The sequence below is a fragment of the Vibrio sp. 10N.222.52.C12 genome (assembly GCF_041474215.1).
GTDB lineage: Bacteria > Pseudomonadota > Gammaproteobacteria > Enterobacterales > Vibrionaceae > Vibrio > Vibrio crassostreae_C.
This window is the reverse complement of record NZ_JBFRTR010000009.1, coordinates 22,740-47,084: the sequence shown is the minus strand read 5'-3', so window position 1 is coordinate 47,084 and position 24,345 is coordinate 22,740. Positions and strand designations below refer to the sequence as shown.

At 46.8% G+C, this 24,345-nt stretch carries 19 protein-coding genes; 15 read left to right on the top strand and 4 right to left on the bottom strand.

Annotated elements, in window-relative coordinates:
* Positions 1-174: 174 nt before the first annotated feature.
* Positions 175-804 (top strand): response regulator transcription factor, encoded by a 630-nt coding sequence (locus AB4623_RS01960; protein WP_017062717.1) that lies wholly within the window; start codon positions 175-177, stop codon positions 802-804.
* Here AB4623_RS01960 and AB4623_RS01955 read toward each other — a convergent pair.
* Positions 801-2,552 (bottom strand): potassium/proton antiporter, encoded by a 1,752-nt coding sequence (locus AB4623_RS01955; protein WP_017066561.1) that lies wholly within the window; start codon positions 2,550-2,552, stop codon positions 801-803. The genes AB4623_RS01960 and AB4623_RS01955 overlap by 4 nt on opposite strands.
* 448 nt (positions 2,553-3,000) lie before the next feature.
* Here AB4623_RS01955 and AB4623_RS01950 point away from each other — a divergent pair, with 448 nt between their 5' ends.
* From AB4623_RS01950 to AB4623_RS01935, 4 genes are all read left to right on the top strand, one after another.
* Positions 3,001-3,267: a DUF4212 domain-containing protein gene (locus AB4623_RS01950; protein ID WP_010435433.1), complete on the top strand. Its 267-nt coding sequence runs from the start codon at positions 3,001-3,003 to the stop codon at positions 3,265-3,267.
* 10 nt (positions 3,268-3,277) lie between these two features.
* The gene (locus tag AB4623_RS01945; RefSeq protein ID WP_017062715.1) at positions 3,278-4,981 is read left to right on the top strand and encodes a sodium:solute symporter family protein; all 1,704 of its coding nucleotides are present in this window, start codon (positions 3,278-3,280) and stop codon (positions 4,979-4,981) included.
* Positions 4,982-5,181: 200 nt separating this feature from the next.
* Complete coding sequence (locus tag AB4623_RS01940) at positions 5,182-5,568, top strand: hypothetical protein (RefSeq protein ID WP_017068852.1); 387 nt, start codon at positions 5,182-5,184, stop codon at positions 5,566-5,568.
* A 12-nt stretch (positions 5,569-5,580) separates the two neighbouring features.
* Entirely contained in the window at positions 5,581-6,966 is a 1,386-nt protein-coding gene (locus tag AB4623_RS01935; RefSeq protein WP_017062713.1) for a lyase family protein, read from the top strand.
* 118 nt (positions 6,967-7,084) lie between these two features.
* Here AB4623_RS01935 and AB4623_RS01930 read toward each other — a convergent pair whose 3' ends face one another.
* Positions 7,085-10,516 carry a PAS domain-containing hybrid sensor histidine kinase/response regulator gene (locus tag AB4623_RS01930; RefSeq protein WP_102398381.1) on the bottom strand — a complete coding sequence of 1,144 codons (3,432 nt, stop codon included), beginning with the start codon at positions 10,514-10,516 and terminating at the stop codon, positions 7,085-7,087.
* Positions 10,517-10,634: 118 nt separating this feature from the next.
* Positions 10,635-11,831 carry a 3-phenylpropionate MFS transporter gene (locus tag AB4623_RS01925; protein WP_372145634.1) on the bottom strand — a complete coding sequence of 399 codons (1,197 nt, stop codon included), beginning with the start codon at positions 11,829-11,831 and terminating at the stop codon, positions 10,635-10,637.
* Positions 11,832-12,063: 232 nt separating this feature from the next.
* Here AB4623_RS01925 and AB4623_RS01920 point away from each other — a divergent pair, with 232 nt between their 5' ends.
* From AB4623_RS01920 to fis, 9 genes are all read left to right on the top strand, one after another.
* Positions 12,064-13,896 carry a DUF294 nucleotidyltransferase-like domain-containing protein gene (locus AB4623_RS01920; RefSeq protein ID WP_102394135.1) on the top strand — a complete coding sequence of 611 codons (1,833 nt, stop codon included), beginning with the start codon at positions 12,064-12,066 and terminating at the stop codon, positions 13,894-13,896.
* Between the two features lie 10 nt (positions 13,897-13,906).
* Positions 13,907-14,539 (top strand): 3'-5' exonuclease, encoded by a 633-nt coding sequence (locus AB4623_RS01915; protein WP_017062708.1) that lies wholly within the window; start codon positions 13,907-13,909, stop codon positions 14,537-14,539.
* A 218-nt stretch (positions 14,540-14,757) separates the two neighbouring features.
* The gene (gene acs, locus AB4623_RS01910; RefSeq protein WP_372145633.1) at positions 14,758-16,731 is read left to right on the top strand and encodes an acetate--CoA ligase; all 1,974 of its coding nucleotides are present in this window, start codon (positions 14,758-14,760) and stop codon (positions 16,729-16,731) included.
* Between the two features lie 323 nt (positions 16,732-17,054).
* Entirely contained in the window at positions 17,055-17,504 is a 450-nt protein-coding gene (gene aroQ / locus AB4623_RS01905; RefSeq protein ID WP_010435475.1) for a type II 3-dehydroquinate dehydratase, read from the top strand.
* 74 nt (positions 17,505-17,578) lie between these two features.
* Positions 17,579-18,031: an acetyl-CoA carboxylase biotin carboxyl carrier protein gene (gene accB / locus AB4623_RS01900; protein ID WP_017062707.1), complete on the top strand. Its 453-nt coding sequence runs from the start codon at positions 17,579-17,581 to the stop codon at positions 18,029-18,031.
* 15 nt (positions 18,032-18,046) lie between these two features.
* Positions 18,047-19,390 carry an acetyl-CoA carboxylase biotin carboxylase subunit gene (gene accC / locus AB4623_RS01895; protein WP_017062706.1) on the top strand — a complete coding sequence of 448 codons (1,344 nt, stop codon included), beginning with the start codon at positions 18,047-18,049 and terminating at the stop codon, positions 19,388-19,390.
* A 170-nt stretch (positions 19,391-19,560) separates the two neighbouring features.
* Entirely contained in the window at positions 19,561-20,448 is an 888-nt protein-coding gene (prmA, locus tag AB4623_RS01890; RefSeq protein ID WP_017055901.1) for a 50S ribosomal protein L11 methyltransferase, read from the top strand.
* Between the two features lie 140 nt (positions 20,449-20,588).
* A complete protein-coding gene (dusB, locus tag AB4623_RS01885) occupies positions 20,589-21,557 on the top strand; it encodes a tRNA dihydrouridine synthase DusB (RefSeq protein WP_372090671.1) in 969 nt (322 codons plus the stop codon).
* A gap of 23 nt (positions 21,558-21,580) precedes the next feature.
* Positions 21,581-21,877, top strand: a complete 297-nt coding sequence (fis, locus tag AB4623_RS01880; protein WP_004729744.1) for a DNA-binding transcriptional regulator Fis — start codon at positions 21,581-21,583, stop codon at positions 21,875-21,877.
* Positions 21,878-21,965: 88 nt separating this feature from the next.
* Here the strand turns inward: fis and zntR are convergent, their stop codons facing one another.
* Positions 21,966-22,406: a Zn(2+)-responsive transcriptional regulator gene (zntR, locus tag AB4623_RS01875; RefSeq protein WP_017062704.1), complete on the bottom strand. Its 441-nt coding sequence runs from the start codon at positions 22,404-22,406 to the stop codon at positions 21,966-21,968.
* A gap of 325 nt (positions 22,407-22,731) precedes the next feature.
* On the opposite strand from zntR, the gene purH reads away from it, so the two are divergent.
* Positions 22,732-24,342, top strand: a complete 1,611-nt coding sequence (gene purH, locus AB4623_RS01870; protein ID WP_229647409.1) for a bifunctional phosphoribosylaminoimidazolecarboxamide formyltransferase/IMP cyclohydrolase — start codon at positions 22,732-22,734, stop codon at positions 24,340-24,342.
* Positions 24,343-24,345 lie beyond the last annotated feature (3 nt).

The following is a 24,345-nucleotide window of genomic DNA, read 5'->3' as shown; positions in this document are numbered from 1 at the left end:
GCACCGCCCCACCGTAACGAGATGGCAGTGCGGCTTTTTTGCTATTCAGAGTAACGCTTTCTTATTCCGGGGATAAAAGTCGATATGGTTCAGACTTTTAATGCATAGATATTGTCCACATACTCAATCAGGATGATAATAAATATTAACTAAATTGTTAAAAGTATGAACGTCATGGACTCGACCTATACCATCATCATTGCTGATGACCACCCTCTCTTTCGCAACGCCCTGTTTCAGTCAGTTCATATGGCGATCAGTGGTGCGAACCTGCTTGAGGCCGATTCTCTCGATGCCTTACTGACTCTGCTAAAGAAAGAAGGCGAGCCGGATCTATTACTGCTCGATCTGAAAATGCCGGGCGCCAATGGCATGTCAGGCTTAATTCAACTGCGCGCTGAATACCCAGATCTACCGATTGTGGTGGTTTCTGCCAGTGAAGATGCCAGCGTGGTCACTCAGGTGAAGAGCCACGGTGCGTTTGGCTTTATTCCTAAGTCGAGTGATATGCGTGAGTTGGTGAGTGCACTGAATCAAGTGCTGAATGGCGACCCGTTCTTCCCTGAAGGGCTTATCACCAATAATGCAGCGTGTAGCGACCTTGCAGAAAAGATTTCCACACTGACGCCTCAGCAATACAAGGTATTAGGGATGCTTTCTGACGGCTTGCTTAACAAGCAAATCGCGTATGAATTGAATGTTTCGGAAGCGACCATCAAAGCACATATGACGGCCATCTTCCGTAAACTGGATGTGAAAAATCGTACTCAAGCGGTTATCTTGCTACAAGAAGTCCACAATTAAGCTTCACTGATATCCTCTTCTAAAGTCGTCTTAGGTAAACATAAACCCAACCTGACGACTTTATGATCATCTATCTCTGCAACCACCCAAGTGATGTCATGCCACTCAAAGCTATCACCCAATACAGAGTGTGCGCCAAGCTCTTGAGCAACCAATTGTTTTAGCGTCATTTCTCGCTCTTCTTCCGAGCCAAGTTCAATACCATAACAATCACTCACTGCCGCAACTGATAGCTCAACATCCAAGAAGAAGTCACCAAAGAATCGTGCCGCCTCTTCTGCTAGAGGCGCCTCACTGAACAACGAACTTAAGCTGTCCAAATCTTTGTCTTGACCAAGCACACATAAGATATCGTTCGCCTCTAACACGGTGCTGCCTGATGGGTGAAGCAAGGCATCCTTTCTAAACAGTGCAGTAATTCGCGTTCCTTCCGGCATAGACAAACGCTTTAGTGGTTCGCCGACACACCACTTCTCTTCTTTCAGCTTGTAGACAAACATCTCCCACTCACTAGCAGGGTAAATTTCAATGCCAGTACGAGAAATCGGTGTCGGCGTTGGAGGTAGCGTCACTTGAGCCAATCTCGCGACTTTCATCAAGCTGCCGCCTTGAACAATCAGCGACACCATAACCACGAAGAACGCGATGTTGAAGTAAAGCTGAGCATTAGGCAGGCCAGCCATCATCGGGAACACCGCCAGAATGATCGGTACCGCGCCGCGTAGACCGACCCAAGAAACAAACCAACGTTCCTTGGTGGTAAAGCTTCTGAACGGCAGCAAACCCAACCAAACCGACAGCGGACGAGCAAACAAAATCATACCGAAGGCCAGTGCCAGCGCAGGCAGAGCAATGTCCATCAACGTTGATGGCGTCACCAATAAACCCAATACCAAGAACATCACGATCTGGCTTAGCCACGTCATGCCATCAAGAACATTAAGAATCGAGTGTCGCGAGCGCGTCGGACGATTACCAATGAACAAGCCCACTAGGTAAATCGATAAAATGCCGCTGCCGCCAAGCATGTTAGAGAACGCAAACAGAGCCACGCCCCCACTGAGTACCAGAATGGAATAAAGGCCATCAGCCAATTGTACTCGATTGATTAAGCTCCATAGAACCCAGCCGCCGCCAATACCAACAAGAGTACCGATACCAAACTGCATCGCAAAACTTTGCAGTAGGAAGTTCATTCCCATCTCAGCGTCAGGGTTACCTAACAGCGCAATTAAGGTCACCGTCAGGAAGACCGCCATTGGGTCGTTAGTGCCCGATTCGATCTCTAGGGTTGAGCCAACACGCTCATTGAGACTCTGTCCTTTCAGCAAAGAGAATACCGCTGCCGCATCGGTTGAACCAACAATCGCCCCGACCAAGATGCCCTGCATTAATGACAAGTCAAACAGCCAAGCCGCCATTAATCCGGTTAAGGTTGCTGTACATGCGACACCTATCGTCGCCAGCGAGAGCGAAGGCCAGAAAGCGACCTTGAAGCTCGCCACCTTGGTTCGCATACCGCCATCCAACAGAATCACGGCAAGCGCAAGGTTACTCACCAAGTAGGTCAGTGAGTAATCATCGAAATGAATATTACCGGGTCCATCTTCACCCGCTAACATACCAACGAACAAAAAGATCAAAAGAATAGGAACGCCCAATCGAGAGGACACTTGTGAGAAAAGCACGCTGATGGCGATGAGTACGGCACCAGTCAAGAATAAGTGGTTAATGGTTATTGCGTCCAATTCGTTCCCCCAAAGAATAAAATCCGAGCTTTAAGCCTGTTGATCTTTTGCCACTAGCTTGTTGATCTTCTGCCGTTTAGCAAGGCACGGTCGGTGAAAGTGCCGTTGTTACTATAACAAACTTATGTTTCGCTTCGTGTCATAAGCAGGGCTAAATACCGTTTCTCGGTCATTTAGTTGTTAAATTTTATGACTCGCAGTCTAATTCATCCCTTTTTGTTAGACCTTTGGCTAATTTAACAACATTTTAACATCACATTTTTCTATGATTATGTCTCCTAGCTCCCATATTTCAGTACATTAGCGCTAATACCATCCCGACTAAAGTTGCACAGATCCCTTGACTTATCCTTGCTACATTCTAAATCGTAACATTACGTTAACACGCTATTTTACAAAACGGTTTCACAAAAACAGTTTCTACGAAAACGGAATAAAGGAGAAGGCAATGGCGTTCGAATCTACGGAACATGCTCAAGCCTACTGGAAGGAAAACTTGGGAATTATGGGAACACTGCTCGCGGTCTGGTTTGCGGTGTCTTACGGCGCTGGCATCTTATTTGTGGATGCCCTCAATACCGTTCAGTTTGGCGGGTTCAAGCTAGGATTTTGGTTCGCTCAGCAAGGTTCGATATACACCTTCGTGGCGCTGATATTTATTTACGTTGTCCGCATGAATGCGCTCGACAAAAAATACAACGTACAGGAAGACTAGAGGCTAGAACATGGATATTCAAACTTGGACGTTTATTCTCGTCGGTATTACTTTCGCGGTATATATCGGCATCGCAATCTGGGCTCGTGCAGGGTCTACTAGTGAGTTCTACGTTGCTGGCGGTGGTGTACACCCAGTAGCAAACGGCATGGCGACCGCCGCTGACTGGATGTCGGCAGCATCATTCATCTCAATGGCAGGTATCATCTCATTCGTTGGTTACGACGGTGCGGTTTACCTAATGGGTTGGACTGGTGGTTATGTACTACTTGCGCTATGTTTAGCACCTTACCTACGTAAGTTCGGTCAGTTTACGGTTCCTGATTTCATCGGTGAGCGTTACTACTCGAAAACGGCACGTATGGTAGCGGTATTCTGTGCAATCTTCGTATCGTTTACGTACGTTGCAGGCCAGATGCGTGGTGTGGGCGTTGTATTCTCTCGTTTCCTAGAAGTTGATATTAACCTAGGCATCATCATTGGTATGGGTATTGTGTTCTTCTACGCAGTACTAGGTGGCATGAAAGGCATCACTTATACGCAGGTAGCTCAATTCTGTGTCCTCATTTTCGCCTTCCTTGTTCCAGCAATCTTTACCTCAATCATGATGACAGGTAACCCACTTCCACAAGTTGGTATGGGCTCTACGCTATCAGGCACAGATGTTTACCTTCTTGATAAACTGGATGGACTGACCGAAGAACTCGGATTTACCGCCTATACCGAAGGTAACAAGAGCATGGTAGATGTATTCTTCATCTGTGCGGCTCTAATGGTCGGTACTGCGGGTCTTCCACACGTAATCATTCGTTTCTTCACGGTACCAAAAGTACGTGATGCTCGTATCTCAGCGGGTTGGGCACTACTGTTCATCTCATTGCTATACACAACAGCACCAGGCGTTGCAGCATTCGCTCGTGTAAACATGATCGAAACAATCAACGGCCCTGACATGCAAGGTGTCGCTGCAGCGGACGCACCAAGCTGGTACAAAAACTGGGAAAGCACTGGCCTAGTAGGTTGGGAAGATAAGAACGGCGATGGCAAAATGTTCTACTCGGGCGATGAGCGCAACGAGATGAAGATTAACCGTGACATCATCGTACTGGCTTCTCCAGAGCTAGCGAAACTACCAAACTGGGTTGTAGCACTGCTTGCAGCCGGTGGCCTAGCAGCCGCACTATCAACAGCCGCGGGTCTACTATTGGTCATCTCAACGTCGATTTCACATGACTTGTTGAAGAAAGGCTTCAGACCAAACATGACCGACAAGCAGGAGCTGTTAGCCGCTCGTCTGGCAGCCATGGTCGCGATTGTCGGTGCCGGTTACTTAGGTATTAACCCACCAGGCTTTGTAGCACAGGTAGTAGCGTTTGCCTTCGGCTTAGCCGCAGCATCCTTCTTCCCAGCGATTATCCTAGGTATCTTCTACAAGAAGATGAACAAGGAAGGCGCAATTGCAGGTATGTTGTCAGGTATTGCCTTCACAGCAAGCTACATCATCTACTTCAAGTTCATTAACCCAGCAGCAAGCACACCTGAAAACTGGTGGTTTGGTATCAGCCCAGAAGGCATCGGTACGCTAGGTATGTGTCTAAACTTCGTAGTATCGATTGCTGTAAACAAAGTAACTGCTGAAGTACCACAAGATGTACAAGATATGGTTGAGAACATCCGTTACCCGAAAGGTGCAGGTGAAGCTCACGACCACTAAGCACGACCATTAAACAAAGATGTTTAGCAAAAAATGAATCAGTACTTACATTGTAGGGATTAGGTACTGACTCCAGAAAGCCGATACTTCGTGTATCGGCTTTTTCTTTTTCTGCTCACTTTATAAAAAGATAAACAAAGGGTTGTTTTTAAAATTTTATTTGATAATAATTATCATTAACATCCAATAAAGAGATGCAGATGATGATGAAAGAGCAGCAGGTTCTCTATTCGAGATTTTACAAAGCACAGGATCGCTTTGCTTCATTAGAACAAGTTCAAGGCCATGAGCCGTTTGTAATTCGAGAGTATATCGAGTGTGCACTGACGCTTTCGGCTTACTATGAAAAGCATGCCGCTCAAGAAAACATCTTGTTGTGCGAGCTGTATCTACGCCAAGTTTTCTTTCATTTGATTGAAGCGATTGAGTCTCCTCAGCGCAGTTTCGCCTTTCGTCATATCTGCCTAGACTCTATTCACTCACCACTATTTTATTTGAAGCGCCACTACTGCCAGCAACCTCAAGGCCAAGCGCGTTTTTTGAATCTCAGCCAAACACTAAAACAAGTCCAAGCCCCACTTGGCTAACAAGGATAGAACATGACCCTACAATTTCGGATTGAAAAAGACAGCATGGGCGAAGTGAAAGTCCCTGCCGATGCGCTATACCAAGCACAAACTCAGCGTGCAGCGGATAACTTCGCGTTTAGCTCTCACAAGATGCCGACCAGTTTTATTCAAGCACTGGCGTTAATTAAACAGGCAGCGGCAGATACCAATGCTCAGTTAGGTCTACTGGAAGGTGATATTGCCAACGCGATAGCCGAAGCCAGCCAAGAGATCATTGAGGGTAAACACCTCGATCAATTCCCTATCGATGTCTACCAAACCGGTTCAGGTACCAGTTCCAACATGAATGCCAATGAAGTGATTGCTACGCTTGCCTCAAGAAGCTTGCAAGGCGACGTGAACCCCAATGATCACGTCAACATGGGCCAAAGCAGTAACGATGTGGTGCCAACCGCAATTCAAGTGAGCGTTGCTTTGATGGCTGAAAATAAGCTATTACCTGCATTAACTCACCTTTCTGAAGCACTCACCATCAAACAACAGGAACTTGCGGAGGTCGTGAAGACCGGCCGCACTCATCTAATGGATGCGATGCCAATGACCTTTGCTCAAGAGCTAGGTGGTTGGAAATTTCAGATAGAACACGCTAAGCAAGCAATAGAGAACACCCTGCCCGCTATCAAGGCTTTAGCACAAGGTGGTACTGCGGTTGGAACAGGGATCAATGCTGACCCACGCTTTGCCGATAAGTTTGCGAGTAACCTGTCTCAATCGACAAAGATCAGTTTTAGCTCGAGTGAAAACTTCTTTTTTAGCCTCAGCAGTCAAGACGCGATCGTTGCGCTGTCAGGTCAGCTCAAAACGGCAGCAGTTGCGATCATGAAGATCTCAAACGATCTTCGCTGGATGAACTCTGGGCCGTTGGCTGGCTTAGGGGAAATTGAATTACAGGCTCTACAACCAGGCTCATCGATCATGCCTGGCAAGGTAAATCCTGTGATTCCAGAAGCTGCAGCTATGGCGGCGGCGCAAGTCATTGGCAACGACACCACCATTACCGTAGCCGGACAATCAGGTAACTTCCAACTTAATGTGATGCTGCCAGTGATTGCTCATAACGTGTTGGAAAGTATTGAGTTATTGGCAAACAGCTCAGTCGCTTTAGCGGACAAAGCCATCGCGACCTTCACGGTACGCCAAGACAATCTCGATTTGGCACTGTCAAAGAACCCAATCCTAGTGACCGCACTTAACCCTGTGATTGGCTACTTGAAGGCGGCTGATATTGCCAAGAAAGCTTACAAAGAAGGCTTACCAATTCTGGATGTCGCAGAAAGAGAAACCGATCTTAGCCGAGAAGAGCTCAGTAAACTGCTTGATCCAACCACACTGACACAAGGTGGCATTGCTGGTTAGTTATTGAATTAACAAGCGAATCGGCGTTCGCAAAAAAAAACAGAGACAAAAAAGGCCTCATCTGAGGCCTTTTCACTATCCGCTCACGAACGTACTAATCCGAGCCTGTTAACCCAAACTAGCTCACTCGATTCAAGACCGCTCTTAACTTAAGTGGCTTCACTGGCTTGGCAATAAAGCGAAAGCTGTTGGCCTTTATCGCTGCCAACATGTCATCGGTTCTATCGGCACTAATGATGACCCCTTCAAAAGAGTCTCCGAGGCGCAAGCGACACTGCTGCAGGACTTCGAGACCCGTTCTGCCATTATCTAAACGGTAATCAGAGAAAATCACATCAGGTAGCCAACCCTCATCTAGGCACTGCAAGCTTTCGACCAAATCAACCGCCGTCTTAACCTCACAGCCCCAACGTCCGATCAGGTTTTCCATACCGACTAAGATTTCTCGTTCATTATCGACACACAATATCTTGAGATGTTCGATGTCGCTGGTCGCCATTGGCGTCGAAGCTTGCACAACTGGAGCCACTTTTTCCGCTCTAGCTAAGGTGATGGAAAAGACACTGCCTTGCCCCGGCCATGAGCGCATCGAAATTTGATGGCCAAGCACATGAGCAATACCTTTCGAGATAGCCAGCCCTAACCCCAATCCTTGATCGGCTCGTACTTGGCTGCCACGAGTAAACTCTTCAAAGATTTCTTGTTGCTTGTCTTCATCGATACCGGTTCCATTATCCCACACATCAATTCGAACCTGTCCATTCACTCTTCTCGCACCCAGTACCACTTTCCCTTCCGGGTTATAGCGGAACGCATTGGTCAAAAAGTTCTGAATCACACGCCTCAACAGCTTAGGGTCTGAATGAATGAACAATGACGACGGAATCATCTTAAACTCAATTTTCTGTTGTCTCGCTAGAGCGCTAAATTCCGCGTTCAAATTGGTTAATACGTCATGCACGGCAATCGCGTGAATGTTGGTTTCTAACTTTCCGGACTCCAATCGAGAGATATCCAGCAAGTCACCAATCAAATCTTCTGCGGCGCCAAGTGCACTCTCGATGTGAGATGACAATTGCTTCACCTCTTGCTCTTTTGCCACCTCAGACAGTGACGAAGCAAATAGACGTGCGGCATTGAGCGGCTGCATCAAATCGTGGCTTACCGCGGCTAGAAAACGACTCTTAGATTGTGATTCTTGATCCGAAATCTGCGTGGCTTTTACCAAGCGATGGTTCAGTTTTTCGAGTTCTTGAGTTCGCTCATGCACTCTCGATTCCAAACTTTCGTTGGCATCTTTTAGCGCTTGCTCTGCTTGTCGGAATACCGTGATGTCGGTAAAGCTCATCACAAAGCCACCACTTGGCATCGGGTTACCTTGCACTTCAATCACTCGACCATCAGGACGAATACGAGAAGAGGTGTGTCGTGTTCCTTGCTCAAGGTGATAAACACGGCGGCGAACGTGATCTTCCGGGTCACCCGGGCCACACAAACCTTGTTCAGCATTATGACGAATCACATCTGAAATGGGTCGACCAACCTGAATCAAGCCAGCAGGGAACTCAAACAGTTCTAAGTAACGTTGATTCCACGCCACCAGCCTCATTTGTTTGTCGATTACTGCAATACCTTGGCCAATATGTTCAATCGCGCCTTGCAGTAAACCACGGCTGAAGTCGTACAGTTCCGAAGCTTCATCCACGATGGTCGCGACTTCTTCAAGCTGCATGTTTCTTCCCTGTAAAGCGGAAGTAAGTACTAACTTAGCAGACGAAGCACCGAATACTCCGGCGAGCACGCGCTCTGCGTGTCGAATCAGACTTGCAGGCGCTTGTTGATTAGGAAGCAGCGGCTGACCGTGTTGTTGCCAATAGCTGTGTAAGGCACTTTTCGCACGTTTGCGACCCACAAAACGCGACGCCAGCATCTCTAATTCAGCGACCGTCACTCGGTTCTGGTAAAGGCTGATATTCTCGTTTTCAGGCAGCGGCGTGCCAACAAATGCTGCTGATTGTAAGCGCTCACTTAGGCTTGGCCTGGTCGACATCGAAACTACGGCATAGCACAAGGTATTAAGTACAATACTCAGCACAATGCCCCAGTTTGAACTGCTGATATTCCAGCTACTGAGCAGTTCTGGCGGCGTGATAATCCACAGTAAAAGGTTACTTTCACTGTCGCCAGCCAACATGCTGGTTTGGCTCATCAAGGTAATCAGCCAAATCAACGAGCCCACCATTAAGCCGACATACACGCCCTTGCGGTTACCCGGGCGCCAGTACAAACCACCAATAAGTGCTGGCGCGAATTGAGCAATCGCAGCAAAGGAAAGAAAGCCAATCGCTGACAGTGAATGGATGGTATCGAGCGCTTGATAAAACAGCCAAGCACCCAGTAACAGCAGTAAAATTAGCCCGCGGCGAATCACCAATAGCAGGCCAGAAAAGTGTCGATGGGTTCTTTGGGTTAGGCGCATACGGCGCAGTAACAGTGGCATCACTAAATCATTCGACACCATGATCGCCAAGGCGATGGTCGACACTATCACCATGCCACTTGCCGCAGACGTACCACCAAGGAAAGCCAGCAAGGCAATGTGATTAGCGCCTTCTGACATTGGCACACTGATCACATAGGTATCCGCTGGCATACCAGTAAGTAGTCCTTGTCCTGCCCAAGCAATTGGCAGCACGAACAGTCCCATCAAAATCAGGTAAAGCGGAAACAACCAGCGAGCGGTATGCAGGTCTTGAGGACGTTCGTTCTCTACCACCATGGTATGGAACTGGCGGGGCAAACAGACAATCGCCAACATGGTTAAAACGGTATGAATAATTAAGGTCGGAATATTGGGTGATTCGTAGGTGGAAGCCGCCACATCAAGCAAGTCGATCTTGTCGCTGCTCATCGCCAGATACATGATGAATAGGCCAACGATCAGGAATGCCGCGAGCTTAACGATGGATTCAAACGCCACCGCCATCATCATGCCACGGTGATGCTCTGTGTTATCAATGTGTCTTGTACCAAACAGCATGGTGAAAATAGCCAAAGCACCGACCACAAACCAAGACACATGATAGTCCTGATAACCGAAGTCAGCCGCTAGGTTGGGTGCAACAATATCCAACCCCATGGTAATACCACGCAGTTGCAGAGCAATATAAGGAAGGATACCAACCACGGCGATAACCGTCACCGCCACCGCTAAGCCCTGAGATTTTCCATAACGAGCCGCGATAAAGTCGGCAATGGAGGTGATATGTTCCCGCTTCGCAATCAGGATCAGCCGCGCCAAGATCCGCCAGCCTAGTGTAAAGACTAGAATCGGGGCGAGGTAAATGGGTAAAAAAGACCAAGGGTTGTTACTCGCCTGCCCGACCGTTCCATAGAAGGTCCAAGAGGTACAATACACGGCAATCGAAAGGCTATAGATCCACGGGCGCCAACGCGATAGCCAACGAACCTGCCTGTCTCCATACCAAGCGATCAGAAATAACACGCCCAAGTAGGCTAAAGAGACTGGAATTACTATCCATCCTTGCATTGAAAACCCTTTTTTCATCCATAAAAAAACCTCTCCATAAGGGAGAGGTTTCATTTAACTAAGGATGGGTGATTAACTCAATCGCATCGCTTAAATTCTGTGCTTTAGACTCTAATTATCAGCATTTGCTGTGAGATTCTGACTGTTCCGAATCTGATTGATTAATCTCAACCACTGAACTTCTTTCATCCAACTTAATGAACAGAGCAAGTGCACCCATTGCAGCCATGCCCCAGAAGATATTTGCGCCCCAAAGCTCATAACCCCAACCACTTAAGGTGGTCATCAGTGCAATAAAGGCACCTAATGGAATCGCGTTATACAGGGCTTGTAGCGCAACCATCTTGTTTTGTTCTTCAGATTGGATGTATTGAATCGCGGCGATGTGTGCCATGGCAAATGTCACACCGTGCAGCAACTGCACCATCACCAGTGCAAAAATCGCCGTGGTTGATGCGGTTATACCCCAACGCGCCATCACCCCAATAGCCGCGACGACAAACAAAGTACGCAGTGACCAGCCTGAGAATAATCGCTTACTCAGAGCAAATACGGCCACTTCAGCAACAACACCTAAACTCCACAAATAACCGATGATAGCTTCTGAGTGACCCGCTTCTTTCCAATAAATCGCACTAAAACTGTAGTAAGCCGCATGACTACCTTGCAGCAGCGCCATCAAGGCTAAAAATTTCACCACTGATGACTCGCGCAGTAACTCACCTAGTTTTGGTCGCACCGCTTGTTGCTCAGATTGTGTTACTGGCATCACATTGGGATTTCTCATCGCAAGAATCAACGACAACAACACACCGGCAAGCGCAGTATACAAAATCATGTCAGTGCCGAATTCAGCCACTAGATAACCAACCACGGTTGAACCCGCGATAAAAGCAACCGAACCCCAAAGGCGAGTTCGGCCGTAGTCGAGCATCTTCAAGCGACTGTAATGGTTAGCCATGGCGTCAGAAAGAGGAATGATCGGCCCACAACACAGGTTAAACAGTACCGTTGCCAGCAACATCAGTATAAAACTGCCACCCGTAAAAAAGTGGAAGCCGACAAACAACAGCGCGGCGAAACTCAAACAGCGTAAAGCTGGCATCAAGTGTTCAACTTTATGGATACGTGGCGTAATCACTAAGTTGGCCACACAACGCGTCGCAAAGCCGATACCAATCAATACGCCAATATCACCAGCAGACACGCCTTGGTCTTCAAACCACAGCGCCCAAAATGGCAAGTACACGCCATACGCAAAAAAGAAACCAAGAAAATACTGAGAGATCCAGCCATAGGGTGAAGGGCTAAACATAAATAACCTATAAAGTGTGCGGAAAAAGGCAGCACCAATTATGCCTATCTCGCATACGATGAAAAAGGGAATTATTACTGGGATGGTATTCCTATATTCAATTTACTTGGATATCGCATTTCAACGAGATATCTCAGGCTCATCGATACCCATACTCTCATTTAGACTAAAGTCGTCTGGAGCTTCGCTGGTATTTTGTCAGACTGATTAAAGACTCCCATTTCTTCTTGTGATGCTTATGCCTGACAAATTTAATATGCAGCACCCACCCTTCGATAGCCTGTCCGACGCCGAACAGTTGAAGCTTCGCTCTTCATTAGACGTGGTGTATTACCGCTCTCAAGAAGTGATACTGGAAGCTGAAAGGCCGAGCCGACACCTGCATATTTTGATCAAAGGAGCTGTTGAAGAGCGCGCGAGCAGTGATGGTGAGATTTACGCACACTATGCCAATGACGATATTTTTGATGTCCGCAGCCAGTTTGAACCCCACACCAAACACCAATATATCGCACTCGAAGATACATTAAGTTATCTGCTGCCCACCGATATTTTTCTTGAGCTTTACCACGCCAATGGCCAATTCGCTGCCTACTTTGATAGCAACCTATCAACACGAAAAGCTTTGATAGAAGCCGCCCAGCAGCAACAGAATCTTGCCGAGTTTATATTAACCAAAGTGGATGACTCTATCTATCACCCACCACTGATACTTGAACCAAACCAACCGATCAACCAAGTCACTCAAACCCTTAAAGAACAAGGGTTAGACTCGGCCCTAGTCCATTTGGAACATAATGATCCAAAAGCTTTTGGAACATCATGTTCCTTGTCGTATGGAATCGTCACTCGAACCAATTTATTGCATGCTGTGATGCTCGATAATTTCACACTGGATGCGCCTGTCGGTGAGATCGCAACGTTTCCGGTGATGCACGTGAACCAAGGCGATTTCTTATTTAACGCCATGATTACCATGACCAGAAATCGAGTAAAAAGGTTGATGGTTTGTGATGGTAAAAATGCGGTCGGCATGGTGGATATGACACAGATTCTCAGTGCATTCTCCACACACTCCCACGTTCTTACTTTGCGTATTGCGCGCGCCACCAGCGTTGAAGAATTGGCAATGGCATCCAACAAACAACGTCAACTGGTCGAGAGCTTGCTCAGTAATGGGATTCGCACACGCTTTATCATGGAGCTGATTTCTGCGGTCAACGAACAGATCATAGAGAAGGCTTTTGAGTTGGTGATCCCACCTGCACTGCATAATCATTGCTGCCTAATCGTGTTGGGTTCTGAGGGGCGTGGAGAGCAAATTCTCAAAACCGATCAAGACAACGCTCTGATTATTCAAGATGGTTTGGAATGGCATCAATGCCAAAGTGCCATGAACGACCTCACCCATACCCTTCAACAATTGGGTTACCCACTGTGCCCGGGCAACGTAATGGTCAACAATCCGAAATGGGTGCATTCAGAACAAGAGTGGAAACAAACCCTCACCCATTGGGTAAAAAAAGCCACGCCAGACACCGTGATGGATATCGCGATCATGGCAGATGCACACGCAGTAGCGGGGAATAGAGAGTTATTAAAACCTGTAAAGCAGCACCTCAGTGATTTAATGCTCGGACAAGAATTGATTCTGACGGAGTTCTGCCGCCCGGCGCTGAACTTCTCAGTTCCCCTGACCCTGTTTGGTAATGTGAAGCAATCTAAGTCCGGACTCGATATCAAACAAGGCGGTATTTTCCCTATCGTGCATGGTGTGAGAGCGCTTTGCCTAGAACATGGTGTCACGGTCAACAACACCTTCGAACGCATTGAGCAGCTGGTCAGCAAGAAAGTATTAGAGCAAAGTACTGCCGATAATCTCAGTGAAGCACTCAAGCAATTCTTTAAGTGGCGCTTAGCCCAAAGGCTTTCTCAGCAGCACAGCAGCAACAAGATTAACGTCAAACTGATGGAACGAGCAGACAGGGATCTGCTTCGTCATAGCCTGCACGTGGTGAAGAAATTCAAGCAATGGCTCGGCTACCACTATCAGATACGGGATTAGGCATTGAACGATGAATAGGTTGGTTCGCTATTACTGGCATCACAAGCTCAAAGGCTCCCTCTATCAGCCTCTGTTTACTGCGCCTATTGATCATGAATATGTATCGCTCGATTGTGAAACCACCAGCCTAGATCCCAATCAGGCAGAATTAGTTACCATTGCCGCGACCAAGATCATCGGTAACCGAATCATTACCAGCCAACCTTTTGAAGTCCGGTTGCGCGCCCCCCAATCGCTCGATTGCAATTCAATAAAAATCCACCGTATCCGTCATCAAGATCTAAAGCACGGCATCGAAGAAAAACAGGCTTTAATCGAGCTACTGAACTTCATTGGAAATCGTCCTTTAGTCGGCTATCACATCCGCTATGATAAAAAAATTCTCGACCGCGCCTGTTTAAAACAGCTTGGATTTCCACTGCCTAACCGATTAGTCGAAGTGAGCCAACTCTATCAAGACAAACTCGAAAGACAGCTGCCCAATGCCTATTTTGATCTCAGTATGGACGCCATCTGTCGCCAACTCGATTTACCTATCCCGGTCAATAAACATGATGCATTACAAGACGCTATCTCCGCTGCGCTGATCTTTGTGCGCCTGAAACATGGTGACCTTCCCCGTTTCAACTCTTCTTATTCTTAATTCAACCACTGGCGCTTCACATAGAGAGCAACATCTCAAAATTGAACTTAACTCGCTATTTTGTAAGTGAAAAGCAGCGTCTCATCCTAAAGTCTAATTGTGGAAATCGCCGTCCTAGCCGAGAGTGATAACACAAAGACGGTTCTGTAATAGACCTAGAAACTGAACACAAAGGAAGTTGCCAGTTCATTAGGAATGTAGGCACAAGGAGAGATGCAATGAGTGAAGCCCACGTTTATCCGGTAAAAGAAAATATTAAATCAACCACACACGCGGATAATGACACTTACCTAGCCATGTACCAGCAATCTGTTTCTGACCCTGAAGGCTTTTGGGGTGAACACGGAAAAATCGTTGATTGGATCAAACCTTTCACACAAGTAAAAAACACCTCTTTCGACCCTGGCCACATTGATATTCGCTGGTTTGAAGATGGCACGCTTAACGTTTCGGCTAACTGTATCGACCGCCACCTTGCTGAGCGCGGTGATGAAGTCGCTATCATCTGGGAAGGCGATGACCCGGCAGATGATAAAACTCTAACTTTTAATGAACTGCATAAAGAAGTGTGCCTGTTTTCGAATGCTCTAAAAGAGCAAGGCGTGCGCAAAGGTGATGTGGTTTGTTTATACATGCCAATGGTGCCAGAAGCGGCAGTAGCCATGCTGGCGTGTACCCGTATCGGTGCGGTTCACACAGTCGTATTTGGTGGTTTCTCACCAGAAGCACTGTCTGGTCGTATTATCGATTCAAATTCTAAAGTCGTTATCACTGCCGATGAAGGCGTGCGTGGCGGCCGTGCTGTTCCACTGAAAAAGAATGTCGATGAAGCACTGACGAACCCTGAAGTGAAAAACATCGAGAAGGTTGTTGTATTCAAACGCACTGGCGGTGATGTGGCATGGCACGAACATCGCGATGTGGCATGGCACGAACATCGCGATGTGTGGTGGCACGATGCTATTGCTAATGTATCTGCAGATTGCCCACCTGAAGAGATGAACGCAGAAGATCCACTATTCATCCTTTATACGTCAGGCTCAACAGGTAAACCTAAAGGCGTTATGCACACCACAGGTGGCTACCTTGTTTATGCTGCGATGACCTTCAAATACGTATTCGATTACCAAGAAGGCGAGACTTTCTGGTGTACAGCCGATGTGGGTTGGATTACCGGTCACACATATCTTGTTTACGGACCGCTTGCTAATGGCGCAAAAACGATTCTGTTTGAAGGCGTGCCAAATTACCCGAACACCAGCCGCATGAGCGAAGTGGTCGATAAGCACCAAGTTAATATTCTTTATACGGCGCCAACGGCTATTCGTGCATTGATGGCGAAAGGCAATGAAGCCGTTGAAGGTACTTCTCGTGACAGCCTAAGAATCATGGGCTCAGTGGGTGAACCTATCAACCCAGAGGCGTGGGAGTGGTACTACAAAACAATCGGTAATGAGCAATCTCCAATTGTTGATACATGGTGGCAAACAGAAACGGGCGGTATCTTGATTGCACCGCTACCAGGCGCAACAGACCTGAAACCGGGCTCTGCAACTCGTCCATTCTTCGGTGTGCAACCGGCACTGGTTGATAACATGGGTAACATCATTGAGGGTGCAACAGACGGCAACCTAGTGATTCTTGACTCTTGGCCAGGCCAAATGCGTACCGTTCATGGCGATCATGACCGCTTCGAACAGACTTACTTCTCGACCTTTAAAGGCATGTACTTCACCAGTGACGGCGCTCGTCGTGATGAAGACGGTTACTACTGGATTACGGGGCGTGTCGATGATGTACTTAACGTATCAGGTCACCGTATGGGTACTGCTGAGATTGAATCGGCTCTAGTCGCGTTCGATAAGATTGCAGAAGCCGCGATTGTGGGCATCCCTCATGATATTAAAGGCCAAGCGATTTACGCTTACATCACGCTGAATGATGGTGAGTTCCCAACCGCAGAGCTTCATAAAGAAGTAAAAGACTGGGTACGTAAAGAGATTGGCCCAATTGCAACGCCAGATGTACTGCACTGGACCGACTCTCTACCAAAAACTCGTTCGGGTAAAATCATGCGTCGTATCCTGCGTAAAATCGCGACTGGCGATACAGGTAACCTAGGTGATACCTCGACACTGGCCGACCCAAGTGTGGTTGATAAGCTGATTGCCGAGAAAGCAGAACTGGCATAAGCAACCAGTCACAGCAGCTAATCACTGTTTAAAACAGCACTTTCTAAACCGTCACCTATGTGGCGGTTTTTTTTATGGCTGATCTTGATCTCAAATATCCCGCCCCAAATTAAGGCTAAGACGCTTTTTTGTTAAGTTGGTAACAATTCCAAGCTGTATCAATAGGAGATTAGACCAGTAAATTGCTGCGATTTGCGCTGAATTAGCTATAATCTGGTTCTAATTTTTAAATTTGGGTTTTTCTCACTGGAAATTAACCGCAAATTTTCAATAAAATGGCAACATTCACGTTCGTAAACACGATAAAGGAAGATAGCCCCACGATGTCTACAAAGTTTCGCATTCTAGTTTTAAATGGCCCAAACCTTAACCTGTTAGGCCTTAGAGAGCCCGCACACTACGGTTCTCAAACACTTGACCAGATTATTAGCTCACTGACCGAGCAAGCGAAAGCACACGATGTTGAGCTATCTCACTTACAGTCAAATCGTGAGTACGAACTGATTGAAGCTATCCATAGTGCTTATCAAAATGTTGATTTTATTATTATCAACCCAGCAGCCTTTACACATACCAGTGTGGCACTGCGTGATGCACTACTTGGCGTTGCCATACCATTTATTGAGGTTCATCTATCGAATGTTCACGCGCGTGAACCATTCCGTCACCACTCTTACCTATCTGATAAAGCAGAAGGTGTGATTTGTGGCTTAGGTGCCCAAGGTTATCAATTTGCTTTGACCGCTGCGCTCAGCAAGCTCAACTCAAAGTAAACATAAACAACGAACTATTACTAACCTACTCAGTCATAGAGTAAGTTCAATTAACAGATAAAGAGAAAGAAACAATGGATATTCGCAAAATCAAAAAGCTAATCGAATTGGTTGAAGAGTCTGGTATTTCTGAGCTAGAAATCTCTGAAGGTGAAGAGTCAGTACGAATCAGTCGTAACAGCACTGCACCTGTAGCACCTGTTCAATATGCAGCTGCTCCAGCACCTGTAGCGGCAGCAGCTCCTGCGGCGGCACCTGTAGCAGCAGAAGCAGCAGCTCCTGCAGTTCCAGCTGGTCACCAAGTTCTTTCTCCAATGGTTGGTACTTTCTACGGCGCTCCAAGCCCAGACGCAAAACCATTCGTTAAAGTTGGTCAATCTGTAACTGCTGGCGAAACGCTATGTATCGTTGAAGCAATGAAAATGATGAACCAAATCGAAGCTGATAAATCTGGTGTTGTAACAGCTATCCTAGTTGAAGACGGTCAACCAGTAGAATTCGACCAAGCTCTAGTAATTATCGAATAATAGAGAGCACTCATTATGTTAGATAAATTAGTAATCGCGAACCGTGGTGAGATTGCACTACGTATTCTGCGTGCATGTAAAGAGCTTGGCATTAAAACGGTAGCGGTTCACTCAACTGCTGACCGTGACCTTAAGCACGTACTGCTTGCAGACGAAACCATTTGTATCGGTCCAGCTCGTGGTATCGATAGCTACCTAAACATCCCTCGTATCATCAGCGCAGCTGAAGTGACAGGTGCAGTAGCTGTTCACCCTGGCTACGGCTTCCTATCTGAAAATGCAGACTTTGCAGAACAGGTAGAGCGCAGTGGCTTTATCTTCGTTGGCCCTAAAGCTGAAACCATTCGCATGATGGGTGACAAAGTGTCAGCTATCACGTCAATGAAGAAAGCTGGCGTACCTTGTGTACCAGGTTCTGACGGCCCTCTTGACGACGACGAAGCAAAAAACAAAGCGCACGCTAAACGCATTGGCTTCCCAGTTATCATCAAGGCATCTGGCGGCGGCGGCGGTCGTGGTATGCGTGTTGTTCGTTCTGAAGCAGAATTAACAGAAGCTATCGCGATGACTCGTGCTGAAGCAAAAGCATGTTTCAACAACGACATGGTTTACATGGAGAAATTCCTAGAAAACCCACGTCACATTGAAGTACAAGTGCTTGCAGATGGCCAAGGTAATGCTATCCACCTAGGTGAGCGTGACTGTTCAATGCAGCGTCGTCACCAGAAAGTTGTGGAAGAAGCGCCAGCTCCAGGTATCACTGAAGAGATGCGTAAGTACATTGGCGAACGTTGTACTCGTGCATGTATTGAGATCGGTTACCGCGGTGCAGGTACATTTGAATTCCTATACGAGAACGGTGAATTCTACTTCATCGAAATGAACACTCGTATCCAGGTTGAACACACGATTACTGAAATGGTAACGGGTATCGACCTAGTGAAAGAACAGCTACGTATTGCAGCTGGTCAGCCTCTATCATTCACTCAGGATGACATTAAGCTGCGTGGCCACTCAATCGAATGTCGTATCAATGCTGAAGATCCAGTTCGTTTCCTACCTTCACCAGGTAAGATTGAACGTTTCCACGCACCAGGCGGCATGGGCGTACGTTGGGAATCTCACATCTACACGGGTTACACAGTGCCACCACACTACGATTCAATGATTGGTAAGCTGATCACTTACGGTGAGAACCGTGATGTTGCTATCGCTCGTATGAAGAACGCATTGGGTGAAATGATTGTTGAAGGTATTAACGTTAATACTGAGCTTCAACTGTCTATTATGAACGACGAAAACTTCCAACACGGTGGTGCAAACATCCACTACCTTGAGAAGAAACTTGGTTTGTCATAATCCGTTCGTTTAAGAACAGTCAAAATGCTCACTTCGGTGAGCATTTTTGTTTTTGAACCGCCGAAAAAATCAATCTTTAATCCCCATTATATTCCGTGGGGTTTTGGTGAATTTGCTCATATTTTCTGCTAGACTCGCCATCCAATTTTTCTCATATAGAAGATGCAGCCATGCCTTGGATTCAAATCAAGCTTAATGCTACCAATGAAAATGCCGAACAAATCGGCGACATGTTAATGGAAGAGACTGGTGCTCTTTCTGTAACTTTCCTGGATGCACAAGATACCCCTGTATTTGAGCCTCTGCCAGGCGAAACTCGCCTTTGGGGTGATACTGACATTCTCGCGCTTTACGACGCTGAGACTGATACTGGTGTCGTTCTAGCGCAGATTAAAGCAAGCAACATGTTCCCTGCAGACTTTGCTCATAAAGTAGAGCAAATTGAAGACAAGGATTGGGAGCGTGAATGGATGGACAACTTCCACCCAATGAAGTTTGGTGAGCGTTTATGGATCTGCCCTAGCTGGCGCGATATCCCTGAACCTGACGCTGTTAACGTAATGCTAGACCCTGGCCTTGCATTTGGTACAGGTACTCACCCGACAACGGCATTGTGTCTTGAGTGGCTTGAAGGCTTAGACCTTGCAGGCAAAACCGTGATCGACTTCGGTTGTGGCTCAGGCATCCTAGCGATCGCTGCGATCAAACTAGGCGCAGCAAAAGTTATCGGGATCGACATTGATCCTCAAGCTCTGCTTGCATCAAAAGACAACGCACAACGCAATGGCGTTGCTGAGCAACTAGAGGTGTTCTTGCCACAAGATCAACCGGAAGGTTTGCTAGCAGACGTTGTTGTTGCCAACATTCTTGCGGGTCCATTACGCGACCTTTCTGGCATCATCAAGGGCCTAGTTAAGCCAAATGGTGTACTTGCGATGTCGGGTGTTTTAGATACACAAGCAGAAGATGTTGCCACTTATTATCGTGATGAGCTTCACATTGATCCGATCATCGAACAACAAGAATGGTGTCGAATCTCAGGTCGCAAGCAAGGCTAGACAAGACTTTGGGCGCTAATTGACTGAAATTTAAACAAATTACAAAAACAAATTGTAAATGCTCAAATATTAGTCTTTTCACGCAGCGAAAAAATGCGTAAAATGCGCGCCCTTGCTGGTACAGAACTGTGATGACATTTTTGAAAATCGGAAATTATCAACTTAAGAACAATCTAATCGTCGCTCCTATGGCTGGCGTAACGGATAGACCATTCCGTGAGTTGTGTCTTCGCTACGGTGCGGGGATGGCAGTCAGTGAAATGATGTCCTCCAATCCGAAAGTTTGGAAAACGTCAAAGTCTCAGCAGCGTATGGTACATGAAGGCGAATCGGGCATTCGTTCAGTACAAATCGCTGGTGCAGATCCACAGCTTATGGCCGAGGCTGCTCAATTTAATGTCGATAACGGTGCGCAAGTCATCGATATCAACATGGGTTGTCCAGCCAAAAAAGTGAATAAGAAGCTTGCGGGCTCAGCCTTACTGCAGCATCCAGAACTCATTGAAGACATTCTGAAAGCGGTGGTCAATGCTGTCGACGTTCCAGTAACGTTGAAAACGCGCACAGGCTGGGATACAGACAATAGAAACTGTGTCCAAATCGCGAAAATAGCCGAAGACTGCGGCATACAAGCTCTTGCGCTCCATGGAAGAACTCGCGCTTGTATGTACAAAGGTGAGGCAGAATACAAACACATTAAAGCAGCGAAACAAGCAGTATCTATTCCGGTTATCGCTAACGGTGATATCGATAGTCCGGAAAAAGCGAAGTTTGTGCTGGAGTACACCGGCGCTGATGCTTTAATGATAGGTCGACCTGCCCAAGGACGTCCTTGGATTTTTAACGAAATCCTACACTATTTGGAAAACGGCACCACGATGGACCCACTCCCGATTTCGGAAGTGAAAGACATCATGCTTGGTCATGTGCACGCTCTACATGAATTTTATGGAGAGTTTTTAGGCCCTCGCATCGCTCGTAAGCATGTGGGTTGGTATCTAAAAGAACATGAACAAGCGAGTGAGTTTCGCCGTACCTTCAACGCATTCGAAGCAGGTGATCTGCAGCTTGAAGCGCTAGAAGGTTTTTTTGATAACGTTGCACCATAATTACGAGAAGAGCTAGACCGAATATGTTCGAACAAAATCTGACTTCAGAAGCATTGACAGTAACTACAGTTACATCACAAGACCAAATCACGCAGAAGCCACTACGTGACTCAGTTAAAGCATCATTGAAAAATTACCTTGCTCAATTAAACGGTCAAGAAGTCAGCGAGTTATACGAATTAGTATTAGCTGAAGTTGAACAGCCACTACTAGACACTATCATGCAGTACACTCGCGGTAACCAAACTCGCGCAGCAACCATGATGGGTATTAACCGCGGTACTCTTCGCAAGAAACTTAAAAAATACGGCATGAACTAATCGTTCTTTCGTAATTTATTGAATTGAAAGCCAAGCTCATTGTTGAGTTTGGCTTTTTTTTGGCTTGTCGATCCGTGATAGTCGCTGATTACTCTCCAGTGCGACAGCAGCGACCTTTGTCGACGTTTGCTGAGTCCAAGGCTGCTAGAATCGAACAATGGCTTGCATCATCGTCTACGTGACCACAACACGCATCATTAATCTTTTTAAGTGCGGTGCGAATCTTAGTTAACTCGGTAATCTTCTCATCAATCATCTCTAGCTTTGCTGAGGTAATCGACTTCACTTCAGCGCAACTGTGCTGTGTGGCCTCGAGGCGAATCTCAAGCAATTCTTTAATCTCGTCCAAACTCAGCCCCAACGCTTTAGACTTGAGAATAAACGTCACCTGTTTCTGGTTATTTTCATCATATAGGCGATAACCCGAGTCACTGCGACTGGCTGGCGCGATCAGGTTATTCTTCTCATAAAATCGCAAGGTATCGGCTGTCACACCGCATCGCTTCGCTAATTCACCGATCTGAAACATGTTTTTTCCTACTGTTTCGTCCATTCCACAATTAACCTTATCGTTACTTTTCAGGCTGAAATGGCACTTTTCATAATTAATTTTGAGATGCCAAACGATTGCGCGAGCTTTTTTGTAATAAATTAGTTAGAATCTGCGCCATCAAATTTGGAGTTGGTTATCTTATAGCTTAATCATAAGACTAACCCAAAAGGTCTTTACCAAAACTGGCCAATATTTTATCTCTTACTGGTATCTAAGATAATCCACGCTAAGAAGATAGAAACAAGTTCTTTTTTGGCAAATATCTTTATTTTAACCCCATGAATTTGAGGAAGATGGAAGCATGAATAACGCTCGTCCAATTCGCCGCGCTCTAATCAGCGTATCAGACAAAACTGGTATCGTTGAATTTGCACAAGCTCTTGCTAACCGTGGTGTAGATATCCTATCTACCGGTGGCACTGCTCGCCTGCTTGCTGAAAAAGGCATCTCTGTTACAGAAGTATCTGACTACACTGGTTTCCCAGAAATGATGGATGGCCGTGTTAAGACTCTGCACCCAAAAGTTCATGGTGGTGTTCTAGGCCGTCGTGGCCAAGATGATGACGTGATGGAAACTCACGGTATCAACCCTATCGATATGGTTGTTGTAAACCTATACCCATTCGCAGAAACCGTTGCTAAAGAAGGTTGTACCCTTGCTGATGCTGTTGAGAACATCGACATCGGCGGCCCTACAATGGTTCGCTCTGCAGCGAAAAACCACAAAGACGTAACGATCGTTGTTAACGCACACGACTACGAGCGCGTTGTCGCTGAAATGGACACGAACGATAAATCTCTAACACTAGAGACTCGCTTCGACCTCGCTATCGCAGCATTCGAGCACACCGCTTCTTACGACGGCATGATCGCAAACTACTTCGGCACTATGGTTCCATCTTACGGTGCCTCTCTACTTGATGAAGAAGGAAAGAAGGCTGACGAAGAGTCTAAATTCCCTCGCACGTTCAACCAACAGTTCGAGAAAAAGCAAGACATGCGCTACGGTGAGAACAGCCACCAGGCAGCCGCATTCTACGTTGAAGCAAACCCTGAAGAAGCATCAGTTTCTACAGCTCGCCAGATTCAAGGTAAAGCCCTTTCTTACAACAACATCGCTGACACCGACGCAGCACTTGAGTGTGTGAAAGAGTTCGACCAGCCAGCATGTGTGATCGTTAAGCACGCTAACCCATGTGGTGTTGCACTAGGTGAAGACATCCTAGAAGCTTACGACCGTGCATTCAAAACAGACCCAACTTCTGCATTTGGCGGCATCATCGCTTTCAACCGTGAGCTAGACGCTGCAACAGCAACGGCTATCACTGAGCGTCAATTCGTTGAAGTTATCATTGCACCATCAGTTTCTGCTGAAGCAGTAGCAATCGTAGCGGCTAAGAAAAACCTTCGCCTACTTGAGTGTGGTGAGTGGACAACGAAGACAACTGGCTTTGACGTTAAACGCGTTAACGGTGGTTTGCTAGTTCAAGACCGCGACCAAGGCATGGTGTCTGAAGATGACCTTAAAGTGGTTTCTAAGCGCCAACCTACAGCTGAAGAATTGAAAGATGCTCTATTCTGCTGGAAAGTAGCGAAATACGTTAAATCTAACGCTATCGTTTACTCGAAAGGCGACATGACAATTGGTGTTGGCGCTGGCCAAATGAGCCGCGTTTACTCTGCGAAAATCGCAGGCATCAAAGCTGCAGACGAAGGTCTACAGGTTGAAGGCTGTGTGATGGCATCTGACGCGTTCTTCCCATTCCGTGACGGTATCGACGCGGCTGCAGAGGCTGGCATCAAGTGTGTTATCCAACCGGGCGGCTCTATGCGTGATGACGAAGTTATCGCAGCAGCAGACGAACACGGCATGGCGATGATCTTTACGGGCATGCGTCACTTCCGCCACTAGAAA